Origin of the sequence: Ideonella sp. A 288 (assembly GCF_002198735.1) — a bacterium.
GTDB lineage: Bacteria > Pseudomonadota > Gammaproteobacteria > Burkholderiales > Burkholderiaceae_C > Pseudaquabacterium.
Window position 1 is genome coordinate 122,705 of the sequence record NZ_MWLO01000148.1, and the last position, 12,793, is coordinate 135,497.

14 protein-coding genes are annotated in these 12,793 nt (G+C 69.3%); all 14 read left to right on the plus strand.

The features are described from left to right. Window positions 1-36 precede the first annotated feature (36 nt). Window positions 37-1,389, plus strand: coding sequence for a UDP-N-acetylmuramate:L-alanyl-gamma-D-glutamyl-meso-diaminopimelate ligase (gene mpl / locus EOINJALH_RS25480; protein WP_088285454.1), 1,353 nt, complete (start codon window positions 37-39; stop codon window positions 1,387-1,389). Continuing rightward, on the plus strand, window positions 1,386-1,973 hold the full coding sequence (locus tag EOINJALH_RS25485; RefSeq protein ID WP_088285456.1) for a YqiA/YcfP family alpha/beta fold hydrolase: 588 nt from the start codon (window positions 1,386-1,388) through the stop codon (window positions 1,971-1,973). Before mpl ends, EOINJALH_RS25485 begins: the two co-directional genes overlap by 4 nt. Next, entirely contained in the window at window positions 1,964-2,704 is a 741-nt protein-coding gene (gene fabG, locus EOINJALH_RS25490; RefSeq protein WP_088285458.1) for a 3-oxoacyl-ACP reductase FabG, read from the plus strand. The genes EOINJALH_RS25485 and fabG overlap by 10 nt, the downstream gene beginning before the upstream one ends. A gap of 10 nt (window positions 2,705-2,714) precedes the next feature. After that, window positions 2,715-3,803: a PLP-dependent cysteine synthase family protein gene (locus EOINJALH_RS25495; protein ID WP_088285460.1), complete on the plus strand. Its 1,089-nt coding sequence runs from the start codon at window positions 2,715-2,717 to the stop codon at window positions 3,801-3,803. Between the two features lie 47 nt (window positions 3,804-3,850). After that, on the plus strand, window positions 3,851-5,857 hold the full coding sequence (locus EOINJALH_RS25500; RefSeq protein ID WP_088285502.1) for a ribonuclease catalytic domain-containing protein: 2,007 nt from the start codon (window positions 3,851-3,853) through the stop codon (window positions 5,855-5,857). A gap of 6 nt (window positions 5,858-5,863) precedes the next feature. Then, window positions 5,864-6,730: an energy transducer TonB gene (locus tag EOINJALH_RS25505; protein WP_088285462.1), complete on the plus strand. Its 867-nt coding sequence runs from the start codon at window positions 5,864-5,866 to the stop codon at window positions 6,728-6,730. Window positions 6,731-6,767: 37 nt separating this feature from the next. Further along, complete coding sequence (gene aroE, locus EOINJALH_RS25510; protein ID WP_088285464.1) at window positions 6,768-7,655, plus strand: shikimate dehydrogenase; 888 nt, start codon at window positions 6,768-6,770, stop codon at window positions 7,653-7,655. After that, a complete protein-coding gene (gene mtgA, locus EOINJALH_RS25515) occupies window positions 7,652-8,380 on the plus strand; it encodes a monofunctional biosynthetic peptidoglycan transglycosylase (RefSeq protein ID WP_088285466.1) in 729 nt (242 codons plus the stop codon). Before aroE ends, mtgA begins: the two co-directional genes overlap by 4 nt. A 23-nt stretch (window positions 8,381-8,403) precedes the next feature. Beyond that, window positions 8,404-9,036 carry a hypothetical protein gene (locus EOINJALH_RS25520; RefSeq protein ID WP_088285468.1) on the plus strand — a complete coding sequence of 211 codons (633 nt, stop codon included), beginning with the start codon at window positions 8,404-8,406 and terminating at the stop codon, window positions 9,034-9,036. After that, entirely contained in the window at window positions 9,033-9,569 is a 537-nt protein-coding gene (locus tag EOINJALH_RS25525) for a TlpA disulfide reductase family protein (RefSeq protein WP_088285470.1), read from the plus strand. Before EOINJALH_RS25520 ends, EOINJALH_RS25525 begins: the two co-directional genes overlap by 4 nt. 256 nt (window positions 9,570-9,825) lie before the next feature. After that, window positions 9,826-10,299 (plus strand): acetyl-CoA carboxylase biotin carboxyl carrier protein, encoded by a 474-nt coding sequence (gene accB, locus EOINJALH_RS25530; protein ID WP_088285472.1) that lies wholly within the window; start codon window positions 9,826-9,828, stop codon window positions 10,297-10,299. 16 nt (window positions 10,300-10,315) lie between these two features. Beyond that, the gene (gene accC, locus EOINJALH_RS25535; protein ID WP_088285474.1) at window positions 10,316-11,665 is read left to right on the plus strand and encodes an acetyl-CoA carboxylase biotin carboxylase subunit; all 1,350 of its coding nucleotides are present in this window, start codon (window positions 10,316-10,318) and stop codon (window positions 11,663-11,665) included. Beyond that, entirely contained in the window at window positions 11,665-12,579 is a 915-nt protein-coding gene (gene prmA / locus EOINJALH_RS25540) for a 50S ribosomal protein L11 methyltransferase (RefSeq protein ID WP_088285476.1), read from the plus strand. Before accC ends, prmA begins: the two co-directional genes overlap by 1 nt. A 7-nt stretch (window positions 12,580-12,586) precedes the next feature. Beyond that, window positions 12,587-12,793, plus strand: a 207-nt coding sequence (locus tag EOINJALH_RS25545) for a zinc-ribbon domain-containing protein (RefSeq protein ID WP_199873477.1), incomplete at its 3' end; no start/stop codon positions are given.

The following is a 12,793-nucleotide window of genomic DNA, read 5'->3' on the forward strand; positions in this document are numbered from 1 at the left end:
GGCAGTCGCCGGGCCGCCACCTAGAATTCCGCCCCCATGCACATCCACATCCTCGGCATCTGCGGCACCTTCATGGGCGGGTTGGCGGCCATCGCCCGCGAGGCCGGCCACCAGGTCACCGGCTGCGACGCCAACGTCTACCCGCCGATGAGCGACCAGTTGCGCGCCCTGGGCATCGGCCTGACCGAAGGCTGGTCGCCCGACCAGCTGGCCACCAAGCCCGACCTGTTCGTCATCGGCAATGTCGTCACGCGCGGCAACCCGCTGATGGAGGCCATCCTCGACGCCGGCCTGCCCTACACCAGTGGCCCGCAGTGGCTGGCCGATCACGTGCTGGCCGGCCGCCACGTGCTGGCCGTGGCCGGCACGCACGGCAAGACCACCACCACGTCGATGCTGGCGTGGATGCTCGAATGCGCGGGGCTGCAGCCCGGCTTCCTGGTGGGCGGCGTGCCGCTGAACTTCGGCATCTCGGCTCGGCTGGGTCAGGGCCGATGCTTCGTCATCGAGGCCGACGAGTACGACACGGCCTTCTTCGACAAGCGCAGCAAGTTCGTGCACTACCGGCCCCGCACCGCGGTGCTCAACAACCTGGAATACGACCACGCTGACATCTTTCCCGACCTGGCGGCCATCGAAACGCAGTTCCACCATCTGGTGCGCACCGTGCCGTCGACCGGCCGGCTGGTGGTCAACAGCCGCGAAGAGGCGCTGGCTCGCGTGCTGGCCCGAGGCTGCTGGAGCGAGGTGCAGCGCTTCGGCCCGCGCAAGGAAGAACCCGGCGCGCTGCGCTCGCGCGGTGAGCCGCACGCCTTCGACGTGCTGCGCGGCAGCCTGAAGGTGGGACGCGTCGATTGGACGCAACTGGGTGAGCACAACCAGCTCAATGCATTGGCTGCCATCGGCGCGGCCGAGCATGTGGGCGTGTCGCCCGAGGCCGCGGCGGCCGCGCTGGGCAGCTTCCAGAACGTGCGTCGCCGGCTCGAGTTGCGCGGCGAGGCCGGCGGCGTCAAGGTGTACGACGACTTCGCGCACCACCCCACGGCCATGCGCACCACCGTCAATGGCCTGCGCCGCAAGGTGGGGCTGGCGCGCATCCTGGCCGTGTTCGAGCCGCGCACCAACACGATGAAGCAGGGCGCGATGAAGGCCCTGCTGCCCTGGGCACTGGAGGAGGCCGACCTGAGCTTCTGCCTGCAAGGCAACTATGGCTGGGACGCCGCCGAGGCGTTGGCGCCGATGGGCCGGCAGGCCATGGTGGCCGACAGCGTGGACAAGCTGGCCGCGCAGATCGTGCGCGAGGCCAAACCCGGCGACCACGTGCTGGTGATGAGCAACGGCGGCTTCGGCGGCATCCACGACAAGCTGCTGCAGGCGCTGGCGCCGTGACGATCTCGCACCTGCTGTACCTGCATGGCTTCCGCTCGTCGCCGCAGTCGTTCAAGGCTCGGAGGCTGGCAGACTGGTTGGCGGCGCACCGACCCGACATCACCTGGTGGTGTCCGCAACTGCCGCCCTCGCCTGCCCAGGCCTGGGCCTTGATCCGGCAGGGCACGGCCGACTGGCCAGCCGACCGCACGGTGGTGATCGGCAGCTCGCTCGGCGGCTTCTACGCCACCGCCTTCGCCGAGGCCACCGGTTGCCGCGCGATGCTGCTCAACCCGGCCGTCGACCCGGCGCGCGACCTGGCGAAGTACATCGGTGAGCAGACTCAGTTCCACCGGCCCGAGGAGCGTTTCGAGTTCCTGCCGGAGTATGTCGACGAGTTGCGGGCGCTCACCGTGCCCGCCGTCAGCCTGCCGACACGCTACGGCGCGATCATCTGCAAAGGCGACGAGGTGCTCGACTGGCGCGAGATGACCGGCCGCTACCCCGGCGCGACGGTCAAGCTGCTCGACGGCAGCGATCACTCGATCACCGACTTCGACGACCACCTTCCATTCCTGTTGAGATTCCTCGAGCTATGCGACTGAAGAACAAGGTTTCCATCATCACCGGTGCCGCCCAGGGCATCGGCCTGGCCACGGCTCTGAAGTTCGCTGCCGAAGGCGCGATCGTCGTCGTCTGCGACCTGCGCGCGGATGGCGTCGATGCGGCGGTGGCCGCCATCCATCAGGCCGACGGACAGGCCATCGGCTTCGCACTGAACGTCACCCACCGCGACGAGGTCGACGCCATGGTGGCGGCCGTGAAGGCGAAGTTCGGCCGCATCGACGTGCTGGTCAACAACGCCGGCATCACCAAGGACGCGCGCCTGCAGAAGATGACGCTCGACCAGTTCGACGCGGTCATCGATGTCAACCTGCGGGGCGTCTTCCATGCGTCGCAGGCAGTGGTCGACACCATGGTCGCGCAAGGCTCCGGCGTGATCCTCAACGCGTCCAGCGTCGTCGGCATCTACGGCAACTTCGGCCAGACCAACTACGCCGCCTCGAAGTTCGGCGTCATCGGCTTCACCAAGACCTGGAGCCGCGAGCTGGGCCCCAAGGGCATCCGCGTCAACGCGGTGGCGCCGGGCTTCGTCGAGACGCCGATCCTGCAGACCGTGCCCGACAAGGTGCTGCAGCACATGCGCGACCAGGTGCCGCTGCACCGCCTGGGCAAGCCCGAGGAGATCGCCGCGGTCTACGCCTTCCTGGCCAGCGACGAGGCCAGCTACGTCAACGGCGCCGTGCTCGAAGTCTCGGGCGGCATGACCGTCTGACCCTGCGGCCATGACCCCCGACCGTGCGTGGCTGGCCCAGGCGCTGCAGCGCATCGAGGCCGATGCGCGCCGGTCCGCCGACACGCACCTGATCCCGCTGGCGCTGCCCGAGGCGCCGGGTGTGGACGTGTACCTGAAGGACGAGTCCACGCACCCGTCCGGCAGCCTCAAGCACCGGCTGGCGCGCTCGCTGTTCCTCTACGGCCTGTGCAACGGCCACATCGGCCCAGGGACGACCGTGGTGGAGGCCAGTTCCGGGTCCACGGCCATCAGCGAGGCCTACTTCGCCCGACTGCTCGGCCTGCCCTTCGTCGCCGTGGTGCCGCGCGGCACGGCGGCCCGCAAGCTGCAGGAGATCGCCTTCTTCGGCGGCCAGTGCCATGAGGTGGACGCCGCACAGGTGTACGCCGAGGCCGAGCGCCTGGCGCGCGAACGACGCGGCCACTACATGGACCAGTTCACGCACGCCGAACGGGCCACCGACTGGCGCGGCAACAACAACATCGCCGAGAGCATCTTCACGCAGATGCGGCACGAACCGCACCCGCTGCCCCGCTGGATCGTCGTCGGCGCCGGCACCGGCGGTACCTCGGCCACCATCGGCCGCTACCTGCGCTACCGGCGCGACGCACTGGCCACCACCGAACTGGCGGTGGTCGACCCCGAGCGCTCGGTGTTCTTCGATGCCTTCGCCAGCGGCCGGCGCGACCTGGCCTCGACCGAACGCGGCCGCATCGAGGGCATCGGGCGGCCGCGGGTCGAGCCGAGCTTCGTGCCGACGGTGATCGACCGCATGCTGCGCGTGCCCGACGCTGCCAGCTTCTGCGCGGCCGTCGACCTGTCGGCGCGCCTGGGACGCCGGGTAGGGCCGTCCACCGGCACCAACTTCGCCGGCGTGCTGCACTTGGCACGCGAGATGTCGGCGCGCGGCGAACGCGGCAGCATCGTGACCTTGATCTGCGACGCCGGCGAGCGCTACCTCGACACCTTGTTCGACCCCGCCTGGCGCGTCGCCAACGGCCTGGACCGGGCCGACGGAGCGGCCATCGAATCGACCGCCGCGGGCGGACCCGCGTCGATGGGACAATCCACCGGGTGACCTACGCCCTGTTCGACGACGCCGGCAAGTTCCTCGCCGGCCGCGTGATGTCCGAAGCCGATGCCTCGATGCAAGTCGAGCTCGATTCCGGCAAGCGCGTGAAAGTGAAAACCGCCAACGTGCTGCTGCGATTCGACAAGCCGGCACCGGCGGACCTGATGACGCGCGCCCATGCGCTGGCCGGCGAGATCGATCTCGACCTGGCCTGGGAATTCGCCCCGGAGGGAGAGTTCAGCTTCGGCGACCTGGCGCGCGACTACTTCGACGCCAAGGCCGGGCCGGAGCAACAGGCCGCGGCGCTGCTGCGGCTGTTCGAGGCGCCGCACTACTTCCGCCGCGCCGGCAAGGGCCTGTTCAAGAAGGCGCCCGAGGAGATCGTCAAGGCCGCGCTGCTGGGCATCGAGCGCAAGAAGCAACTGGCGGCGCAGATCGAGGCCTGGGCAGAGGACCTGGTGGCAGGCCAGTGCCCGGCGCCGGTGCGCGAGCAGCTGTACCGCATCCTCTTCAAGCCCGACAAGAACGGCGCCGAGTACAAGGCGGTGGTCGAGGCGTCGCGGCGCTCGCAGCGGGCACCGCTCGATCTGCTGAAGGCGGCCGGCGCCATCGATTCGTCGTACCAGTTCCACTGGCGTCGCTTCCTGTTCGAGCAGTTCCCCAAGGGCACCGGCTTCCCACCGCTGGAAGCACCGCTGATCAAGGACGAGCTGCCGCTGGCGCCGGTGCAGGCCTTCTCCATCGACGATTCTCAGACGACCGAGATCGACGACGCCCTGTCGGTGAACGGCCTGGGCACCGGCACGGTGATCTTCGGCGTGCACATCGCCGCCCCCGCGCTGGCCATCTCGCCCGATTCGCCGGTGGACAAGGTGGCGCGCGAGCGCCTGTCCACCGTCTACATGCCGGGCTGGAAGCTCACCATGCTGCCCGATGCGGTGGTGCAGCACTACACGCTGATCGAGGGCCGGGACTGCCCGGCGGTGAGCCTGTACGTCACTTTCGACGAGGCGACCCTCGAGGTCCGCGCCACCGAAACGCGCCTGGAGCGCGTGCCGATCGCGATGAACCTGCGCCACGACCAGCTCGACGAGGTGGTCACCGAGGCCTCGCTCACCGGCGAGGCCGTGCCCGACTACCCGTTCGCGCACGAACTGGCCTTCACCTTCCGCCTGGCACGCCACCTGAAGGCGGCGCGCGAGGTGGTGCGCGGCAAGCCCGAGAACTTCAACCGGCCGGACTACAACTTCCGGCTGGCCAACGGCGGCACCGCCGAGCCCGACGGCACCGAGACGGTGACGCTCACCGAACGCCGCCGCGGGGCGCCGCTCGACCTGATCGTCAGCGAGGCGATGATCCTGGCCAACAGCCACTGGGGCGGCTGGCTGGCCGAGCATGGCGTGCCCGGCATCTACCGCAGCCAGGCCAGCCTGGCGCCCGGCATCAAGGTGCGCATGGGCGTCAAGCCGGCGCCGCACGCGGGCATGGGCGTCAAGCAGTACACCTGGGCCACGTCGCCACTGCGCCGCTATGTAGACCTGGTCAACCAGTGGCAGATCATCGCGTGCGCTCGGCACGGCCGCACGGCGGCCCTGGCGGCACCGTTCAAGCCACGGGACGCGACGCTGTTCTCGGTCATCTCGTCCTTCGACGGCGCCTACAGCGCGTACAACGACTTCCAGCACGGCATCGAGCGCTTCTGGACCATGCGCTGGCTGCAGCAGAACGAGGTCACAGAGCTCGATGCTGCCGTGCTGAAGGACGGCCTGGTGCGCGCCGACACCCTGCCGCTGGTGTTCAAGGCCCTGGGGTGCGAACACCTGCCGCGCGGTGCCAAGGTGCGCGTGCGCATCACCGGCATGGACACGCTGACGCTGGAACTGCACGCCAGCCTGGCCGCCCGGCGCGACGAGCCCGCGGCGGATGTCGAATCGGGCCCCGAGGATGACGCGGAAGACGATGTGGCCGACGCCGCGCCATTGGCCCTGGCCATCGACCTGACCGATGGTGCCGCCACCGAGGCACCGCCCCCCGAGGCCGGTGCGGCCACGCCAGCCTAGCGCCCGATGCGCCGCTGGCTGTCCACGCTGACCACGCTGCACTGGGCTGTGCTGGTGTCGGTGACGGTGCATGCCGCTCTGTTGACGTTTCGCTTTGTCGACCCCGAGCGTTTCGAACGCGTGTTCCGCGACACGCCGTTGGAGGTGATCCTCGTCAACGCCCGATCGGCCGAGGCACCCACCCAGGCCCAGGCCGTGGCGCAGGCGCAGCTGGCCGGTGGCGGCGAGGCCGCCAGTGGCCGCGCCACGTCGCCACTGCCCGCCTCGGCCCAGGTCGAGCTCGGCGACTCCACCGACGACTCGCGCCGACGCGTCGACCAACTGCAAGAGCAGCAACGCCAGCTGCTGGCCCAGGTGCGGCGCGAGATGGCCCTGCTGCCGCCACCAGATCCGCAGCGCGAGACCGGGAACCCGACCGAGCGCGACCAGGACGAGCGGCGACGCCAGTTGCTCAAGCTGCTGGCCGAGATCGAGAAGCGCATCAACGAGGAAAACGCGCGGCCCAAGAAGCGCTACATCAGCCCGGCCACCCGCGAGGAGGTCTACGCCATCTACTACGACCACTTGCGTCGGCGCATCGAGGACCGCGGCACCCGCGACTTCCCCGAGCACCGCGGCCGCAAGCTGTATGGCGAGCTGACCATGAACATCACCGTCGACACACGGGGGCGCGTGGTCGAGACCGAAATCGTCCGTGGCTCGGGCACCAGGCTGCTCGACCAACGGGCCATGGCCATTGTGCGTGCCGCCTCGCCCTTCGGGCAGTTCACCGTGCCGATGCGCCAGCACGCCGACCAGATCGTGGTCACTTCGCGCTTCCGCTTCACCCGCGAAGACGGCCTCGAAACCAGCCTCAGCGCGCAGCCAAACTGATCAGCGTCGCGAACCCGACTGCGTCCACCGACCTGCCATGCCATCGCCCGTGCCCGCCCGCCTGCCCGACCGCTATGCCGTGCTGGGCCACCCAGTGGCGCACAGCCAGTCGCCCTTCATCCACGCCGAGTTCGCGCGGCAGACCGGCCAGTGCATCGATTACGGCCGCATCGAATGCCCGCTCGACGGCTTCGCAGCCACGGTGCGGGCCTTCATTGCCAGTGCCGACGCGGCTGCCGGGCTGGGGCCGGCCCGCGGCTGCAACATCACCGTGCCCTTCAAGTTCCAGGTGCTGCCGCTGGCCAACCGCGTGAGTGAGCGCGCTTCGCTGGCCCAGGCCGCCAACGTGCTGCGCTTCGACGACGATGGCTGGTATGCCGACAACAGCGACGGCATCGGCCTGATGCGAGATCTGCGTCAGGGCGCCGGCCAGTCGCTCGAGGGGCGCCGCGTGCTGCTGGTCGGTGCCGGCGGCGCCGCGGCGGGCGTGCTGGGGCCGCTGATCGAGCAGCGACCGGCGCTGGTCTGCGTCGCCAACCGCACGCCCGCACATGCCGACGACCTGGTGCAGCGCCACGCGGCGCTGGCCGCCACCCACGGCGTGGTCGTGAAGGCGTGCGGGCTCGACGACACCGATGCCGGGTACGACGTGGTCATCAACAGCAGCGCCAGCAGCCTGTCCGGCGCGCCGGTGCCGGTGCCGGCCCATGTGCTGGGCCGCAACAGCCTGGCGGTCGACCTGATGTACGGCCCGGCGGCAGCGCCCTTTCTCGACTGGGCCGCTGCCCAGGGTGCACGCGGGAGGGATGGCCTGGGCATGCTGGTCGAGCAGGCCGCCGAGGCCTTTCGACTGTGGCGCGGCGTGATGCCGGACACCGCCCCGGTGCTGGCTGCGCTGCGAGCCCGCCTGGGCGGCGCGCGGTGAGCCAGGGGCCCGCCTGGCGGCGGCAGACACTCAGGGTCCTGGCCCTGCTGGCCCTGTGCACGGTGTCGCTGCAGGTCTATTTCGTCGGACGGATTGCGCTCATGGCGGTGGTCGACCCCGGCTCGACCACCTTCCAGCGCAGCGAGATCTGGCGACTGCTCACCGAAAAACACCAGGTGGCCTGGGGCCAGGAATGGGTGGACGCCGAGCAGGTGTCGCCGAACCTGCGGCGGGCGGTCATCGCCAGCGAGGACGCCGGCTTTGTCGAGCACTTTGGCGTCGAATGGGACGCGGTGGAACAAGCCTGGAACCGCAATCAGCGCGCCGAGTCACGCGCCACGCCCAAGCGACCGCCCAAGGTGGTCGGCGGCTCCACCATCAGCCAGCAGTTGGCCAAGAACCTGTTCCTGTCCGGTGAACGCACCTTGCCGCGCAAGGCCCAGGAGCTGGTGTTGACCCTCGCGCTCGAAACCTTGCTGTCCAAGCACCGCATCCTGGAGATCTACCTGAACCACGTCGAGTGGGGCGAGGGCTTGTTCGGTGCCCAGGCGGCGTCACGCTACTACTTCCGAAGGGACGCCTCGCGGCTCGACCCCTACCAGGCCGCACGGCTCGCAGTGATGCTGCCCGCCCCCAAGCGCTTCGAACGCCAGATGGGCTCGGCGCACCTGGCGGCCCGGGCGGCAACCGTTCAGGCCCGCATGGCCTCGGTGGCGACGCCCTGACCATCGCCTTCCTACAATGGCGCATGGCTTCAGCCCTGACTGCCGAGATCGCGATCGCCGCCGCGCAGCTGGTGGCCGACGAAGGCATGGACTATGGCCAGGCCAAGCGCAAGGCGGCGCGGGCGCTGGGCCGCACGGTGCGGCCGGGCGACCTGCCGAGCAACGAAGCCGTAGAGGACGAAGTCCGCGCCCACATAGCGCTGTTCGATGCGGACACCCAACCTGCTGAACTGGCGGCCCTGCGGCGACTGGCCCAGCGCTGGATGGAGCGGCTGGCCGAATTCCGCCCGCACCTGTCGGGTGGCGTGTGGCGCGGCACGGCCAATCGGCACTCGGCCATCCACCTCGACCTGTACTGCGACGATCCGAAGTCGGCCGAGATTGCGCTGCTCAACCTCGGGGTCGACTTCGATGCCGACCTGCTGCCCAATGATCGCGGCCGCGACCTGTCCGTCCTCACGTTGGCCGACCGCTGTCCGGAACTGCCCCACCCGGTGACGCTGCATCTCAGCGTGCGCGACCATGACGACCTGCGTGGCGCGCTCAAGCCCGACGCCCGCGGGCGGAGCTGGCGCGGTGACCTGGACACGCTGCGCCGCCTTCTCGACATGCCCGATGAGCCTGCCCGCGCCAGGCCGAACGAATCCACACCATGACCGCACGACGTTCGATCCTGTTCGGCAGCACCGCTGCCTTGGCCGCGGCGGCCGGTGGTGGCCTGGGCTGGTGGCACGCCACCGACGCCGATGCCGCCACGGCACAAGACCTGCCACCGCAGTTCTGGTCTCAGCGGTTTGCCCGTCCGGAAGGGGGCGAAGTGGCCCTGGCCGACTTCCGTCGCCAGCCACTGCTCATCAACTTCTGGGCGACATGGTGCCCGCCCTGCGTGCGCGAGTTGCCGGCCATCGACCGGCTGGCGCGCGAGCAGGCGGCCTCTGGCTTGAAGGTGCTGGCGCTGGCCATCGATGGGCCGACACCGGTGCGTGAATTCCTGCAGCGCACGCCGCTCAAGGTGCCCGTTGGGCTGGCTGGCATGGACGGCATCGAACTCACCCGCCAGCTCGGCAACACCAAGGGCGGCCTGCCGTTCACGGTGCTGGTGTCGGCCGACGGGCGGGTGACGCACCGCAAGGTGGGCGAGACCTCGCTCGAAGAGCTGAACGGCTGGCTAAAGCCTTCAAAGCGCTAACTTCCTCTAAAGTTTGCTCAACCGAGCTCAAATTGCGCTGAAGATTCAAGAAAGGCGCAACTTCCGGTTAGCGCCTCGAGTCGCAAGTTACTGATGTTTCTGTTCCCTCGCTGTGCCACAATCGCGCTCCTTTCGACGCTGATGGCAGCAGATAGCCTCCAAGCTGTCGTCGCTTGACCCACATTGCATCGACGATGCCCGCAAGTGCGCCACTTGGCCTCGTTGCGGCACCGCCCCAGCCCAAGGAGTGCACCGCATGGACCTGCGCAAGCTGAAGACCCTGATCGACCTCGTGTCGGAGTCCAACATCTCCGAGCTCGAGATCACCGAAGCGGAAGGCAAGGTGCGCATCGTCAAGGCCGACCCCCGCGCCTCGGCCGGCGGCACGATGACCATGGCCATGGCGGCGCCGGTGGCCATGGCACCGGTCGTCGCCCAACCGACCGCCGAGGCCGTGGCCGCAGCCGCCGCCGCGGCGTTGCCGGCGGTCGATCCCGGACATGCCATCAAGTCGCCGATGGTCGGCACCTTCTACCGCGCCTCCAGCCCAGGGGCCAAGCCGCTGGCCGAGATTGGCCAGTCGGTCAAGGAAGGCGAGGCGGTGTGCATCATCGAGGCGATGAAGATCATGAACGAGATCGAAGCCGACAGGAGCGGCACCATCACCAAGGTGATGGCCGAGAACGGTCAGGCGGTCGAGTTCGGCCAGCCCTTGTTCATCATCGAATGACGCGCCGGCCGGCCCCATGTTCAAGAAGATCCTGATCGCCAACCGCGGCGAAATCGCCCTCAGAATCCAGCGCGCCTGCCGCGAGATGGGCATCAAGTCCGTCGTGGTGTACTCAGAGGCCGACCGCGAAGCCAAGTACGTCAAGCTCGCGGACGAGGCCGTCTGCATCGGCCCGCCGCCGTCCGCGCAGAGCTACCTCAACATGCCGGCAATCATCGCGACGGCCGAGGTCACCGACGCCGAGGCCATCCACCCCGGCTACGGCTTCCTGTCGGAGAACGCCGACTTTGCCGAGCGCGTCGAGAAGAGCGGCTTCACCTTCATCGGCCCCACGCCCGAATCGATCCGCATCATGGGCGACAAGGTGGCGGCCAAGCAGGCCATGATCCGCTCGGGCGTGCCCTGCGTGCCCGGCTCGGAAGGCGCGCTGACCGATGAGCCCAAGGCCATCATCCAGGCCGCCCGCACCATCGGCTACCCGGTCATCATCAAGGCCGCCGGCGGCGGCGGTGGGCGCGGCATGCGGGTCGTGCACACCGAGGCAGCGCTGCTGCACGCGGTGCAGACCACCCGCTCCGAGGCCGGTGCCGCGTTCGGCAACCCGGCCGTCTACATGGAAAAGTTCCTCGAGAACCCGCGCCATGTCGAGATCCAGATCATGGCCGACCAGCACAAGAATGCGGTGTGGTTGGGAGAACGCGACTGCTCGATGCAGCGCCGGCACCAGAAGATCATCGAGGAAGCGCCTGCGCCAGGCATTGCCCGCCGCGTGATCGAGAAGATCGGCGACCGCTGCGCTGCGGCCTGCAAGAAGATCGGCTACCGCGGTGCGGGCACCTTCGAGTTCCTGTACGAGCGCGGCGAGTTCTTCTTCATCGAGATGAACACCCGGGTGCAGGTGGAGCATCCGGTGACCGAGATGGTCACCGGCATCGACATCGTGCAGATGCAGATCCGCGTGGCCGCCGGAGAGAAGCTGCCGTTCACGCAGCGCAGCATCCAGCTTCGCGGCCACGCCATCGAATGCCGGATCAATGCCGAGGACGCGTACAAGTTCACGCCGTCGCCCGGACGCATCGCGATGTGGCACATGCCGGGCGGCCCGGGGGTGCGTGTCGATTCGCATGCCTACACCAACTACATGGTGCCGCCGAACTACGACTCGATGATCGGCAAGATCATCGTCCACGGCGACACGCGCGAACAGGCACTGGCCCGGATGCGCACGGCGCTGTCCGAGACGGTGGTGGAGGGCATCCAGACCAACATCCCGCTGCACCGCGAACTGATGGCCGATGCCAAGTTCGTCGAGGGCGGCACCAGCATCCACTACCTGGAAGGCTGGCTGAGCCGGCGCAATCGCTGATGCACGAGTTGGTGCTGCGGCTGGACGAGGCGCTGGTCGAGCCGGTCTCCGAAGCGCTGGTCGACGAACTCGATGCGCTGTCGGTGTCGGTGGAGGACGCCGACGCCGGCACCGCGGCCGAGCAGGCACTGTTCGGCGAGCCCGGCATGCCGGCGCCGCGCGAGGGCTGGCAGCGCTCGACATTGACCGCGCTGTTCGAGACCGAGGCAGCCGCCTCGGGCGCCGCCGCGGTGCTCATGGCACAGGACTGGGCCGAAGGCTTGGTCGTCGTGGCCCTGCGCGACGTGCCCGACCAGGACTGGGTGCGCCTGACCCAATCCCAGTTCACTCCCGTCGAGATCACTCCCAGCTTCTGGATCGTGCCGAGCTGGCACGAGGCGCCGCCACAGGCCGAACGGGTGATCCGGCTCGACCCCGGCCTGGCCTTCGGCACCGGCACCCACCCCACCACGCGCATGTGCCTGCGCTGGCTGGCCGGCCATGCCGACCCGGCCAGCCCCTGGCCGCGGGTACTCGACTACGGCTGCGGATCGGGCATCCTGGCCATCGGTGCGGCGTTGCACGGGGCACGGGCCATCGATGCGGTCGACATCGACCCGGCCGCGGTCGAATCCACCCGCGCCAACGCGCTGGCCAATGGCGTCCGACTCGACGCCGGCCTGCCCGACAAGGCCCAGGGCGACTACCCGCTGGTGCTGGCCAACATCCTGGCTACGCCGCTGAAGTTGCTGGCGCCGCTGCTGGCCGGCCATGTGGCCCCGGGGGGCTGGCTGGTGCTGGCCGGCATCCTGGAGCGCCAGGCCGACGAGTTGAAGGCGGCCTATGCGCCCTGGCTGGCGCTCGAGGTGAGCGATGCCGAGGACGGCTGGATCCTGATGACAGGCAGCCGGCGCGGCCACGCCGCCGTGGCATGATGCCGCGATGAGCCTGGCCACCCGCTGCACCGATTGCGGCACGGTCTTCCGTGTCGTGCAGGATCAGTTGAAGGTGTCCGAGGGCTGGGTCCGTTGTGGCCGCTGCTCAGCGGTGTTCAACGCGCAGGAGCACCTGTTCGAACTCGGTGCCAACCCGCCGCCGCCGGCCACGCCCCCCTCGGCGCCCCCGTCGGCGCCGCAAGAACCCGAACCC

Coding starts and splice junctions, on each gene's coding strand:
- aroE (WP_088285464.1), top strand. CDS start 6,768: ATGCCATCGCCCGTGCCCGCCCGCCTGCCCGACCGCTATGCCGTGCTG.
- accB (WP_088285472.1), top strand. CDS start 9,826: ATGGACCTGCGCAAGCTGAAGACCCTGATCGACCTCGTGTCGGAGTCC.
- fabG (WP_088285458.1), top strand. CDS start 1,964: ATGCGACTGAAGAACAAGGTTTCCATCATCACCGGTGCCGCCCAGGGC.
- EOINJALH_RS25520 (WP_088285468.1), top strand. CDS start 8,404: ATGGCTTCAGCCCTGACTGCCGAGATCGCGATCGCCGCCGCGCAGCTG.
- mpl (WP_088285454.1), top strand. CDS start 37: ATGCACATCCACATCCTCGGCATCTGCGGCACCTTCATGGGCGGGTTG.
- EOINJALH_RS25500 (WP_088285502.1), top strand. CDS start 3,851: ATGTCCGAAGCCGATGCCTCGATGCAAGTCGAGCTCGATTCCGGCAAG.
- EOINJALH_RS25525 (WP_088285470.1), top strand. CDS start 9,033: ATGACCGCACGACGTTCGATCCTGTTCGGCAGCACCGCTGCCTTGGCC.
- EOINJALH_RS25495 (WP_088285460.1), top strand. CDS start 2,715: ATGACCCCCGACCGTGCGTGGCTGGCCCAGGCGCTGCAGCGCATCGAG.
- accC (WP_088285474.1), top strand. CDS start 10,316: ATGTTCAAGAAGATCCTGATCGCCAACCGCGGCGAAATCGCCCTCAGA.
- prmA (WP_088285476.1), top strand. CDS start 11,665: ATGCACGAGTTGGTGCTGCGGCTGGACGAGGCGCTGGTCGAGCCGGTC.
- EOINJALH_RS25505 (WP_088285462.1), top strand. CDS start 5,864: ATGCGCCGCTGGCTGTCCACGCTGACCACGCTGCACTGGGCTGTGCTG.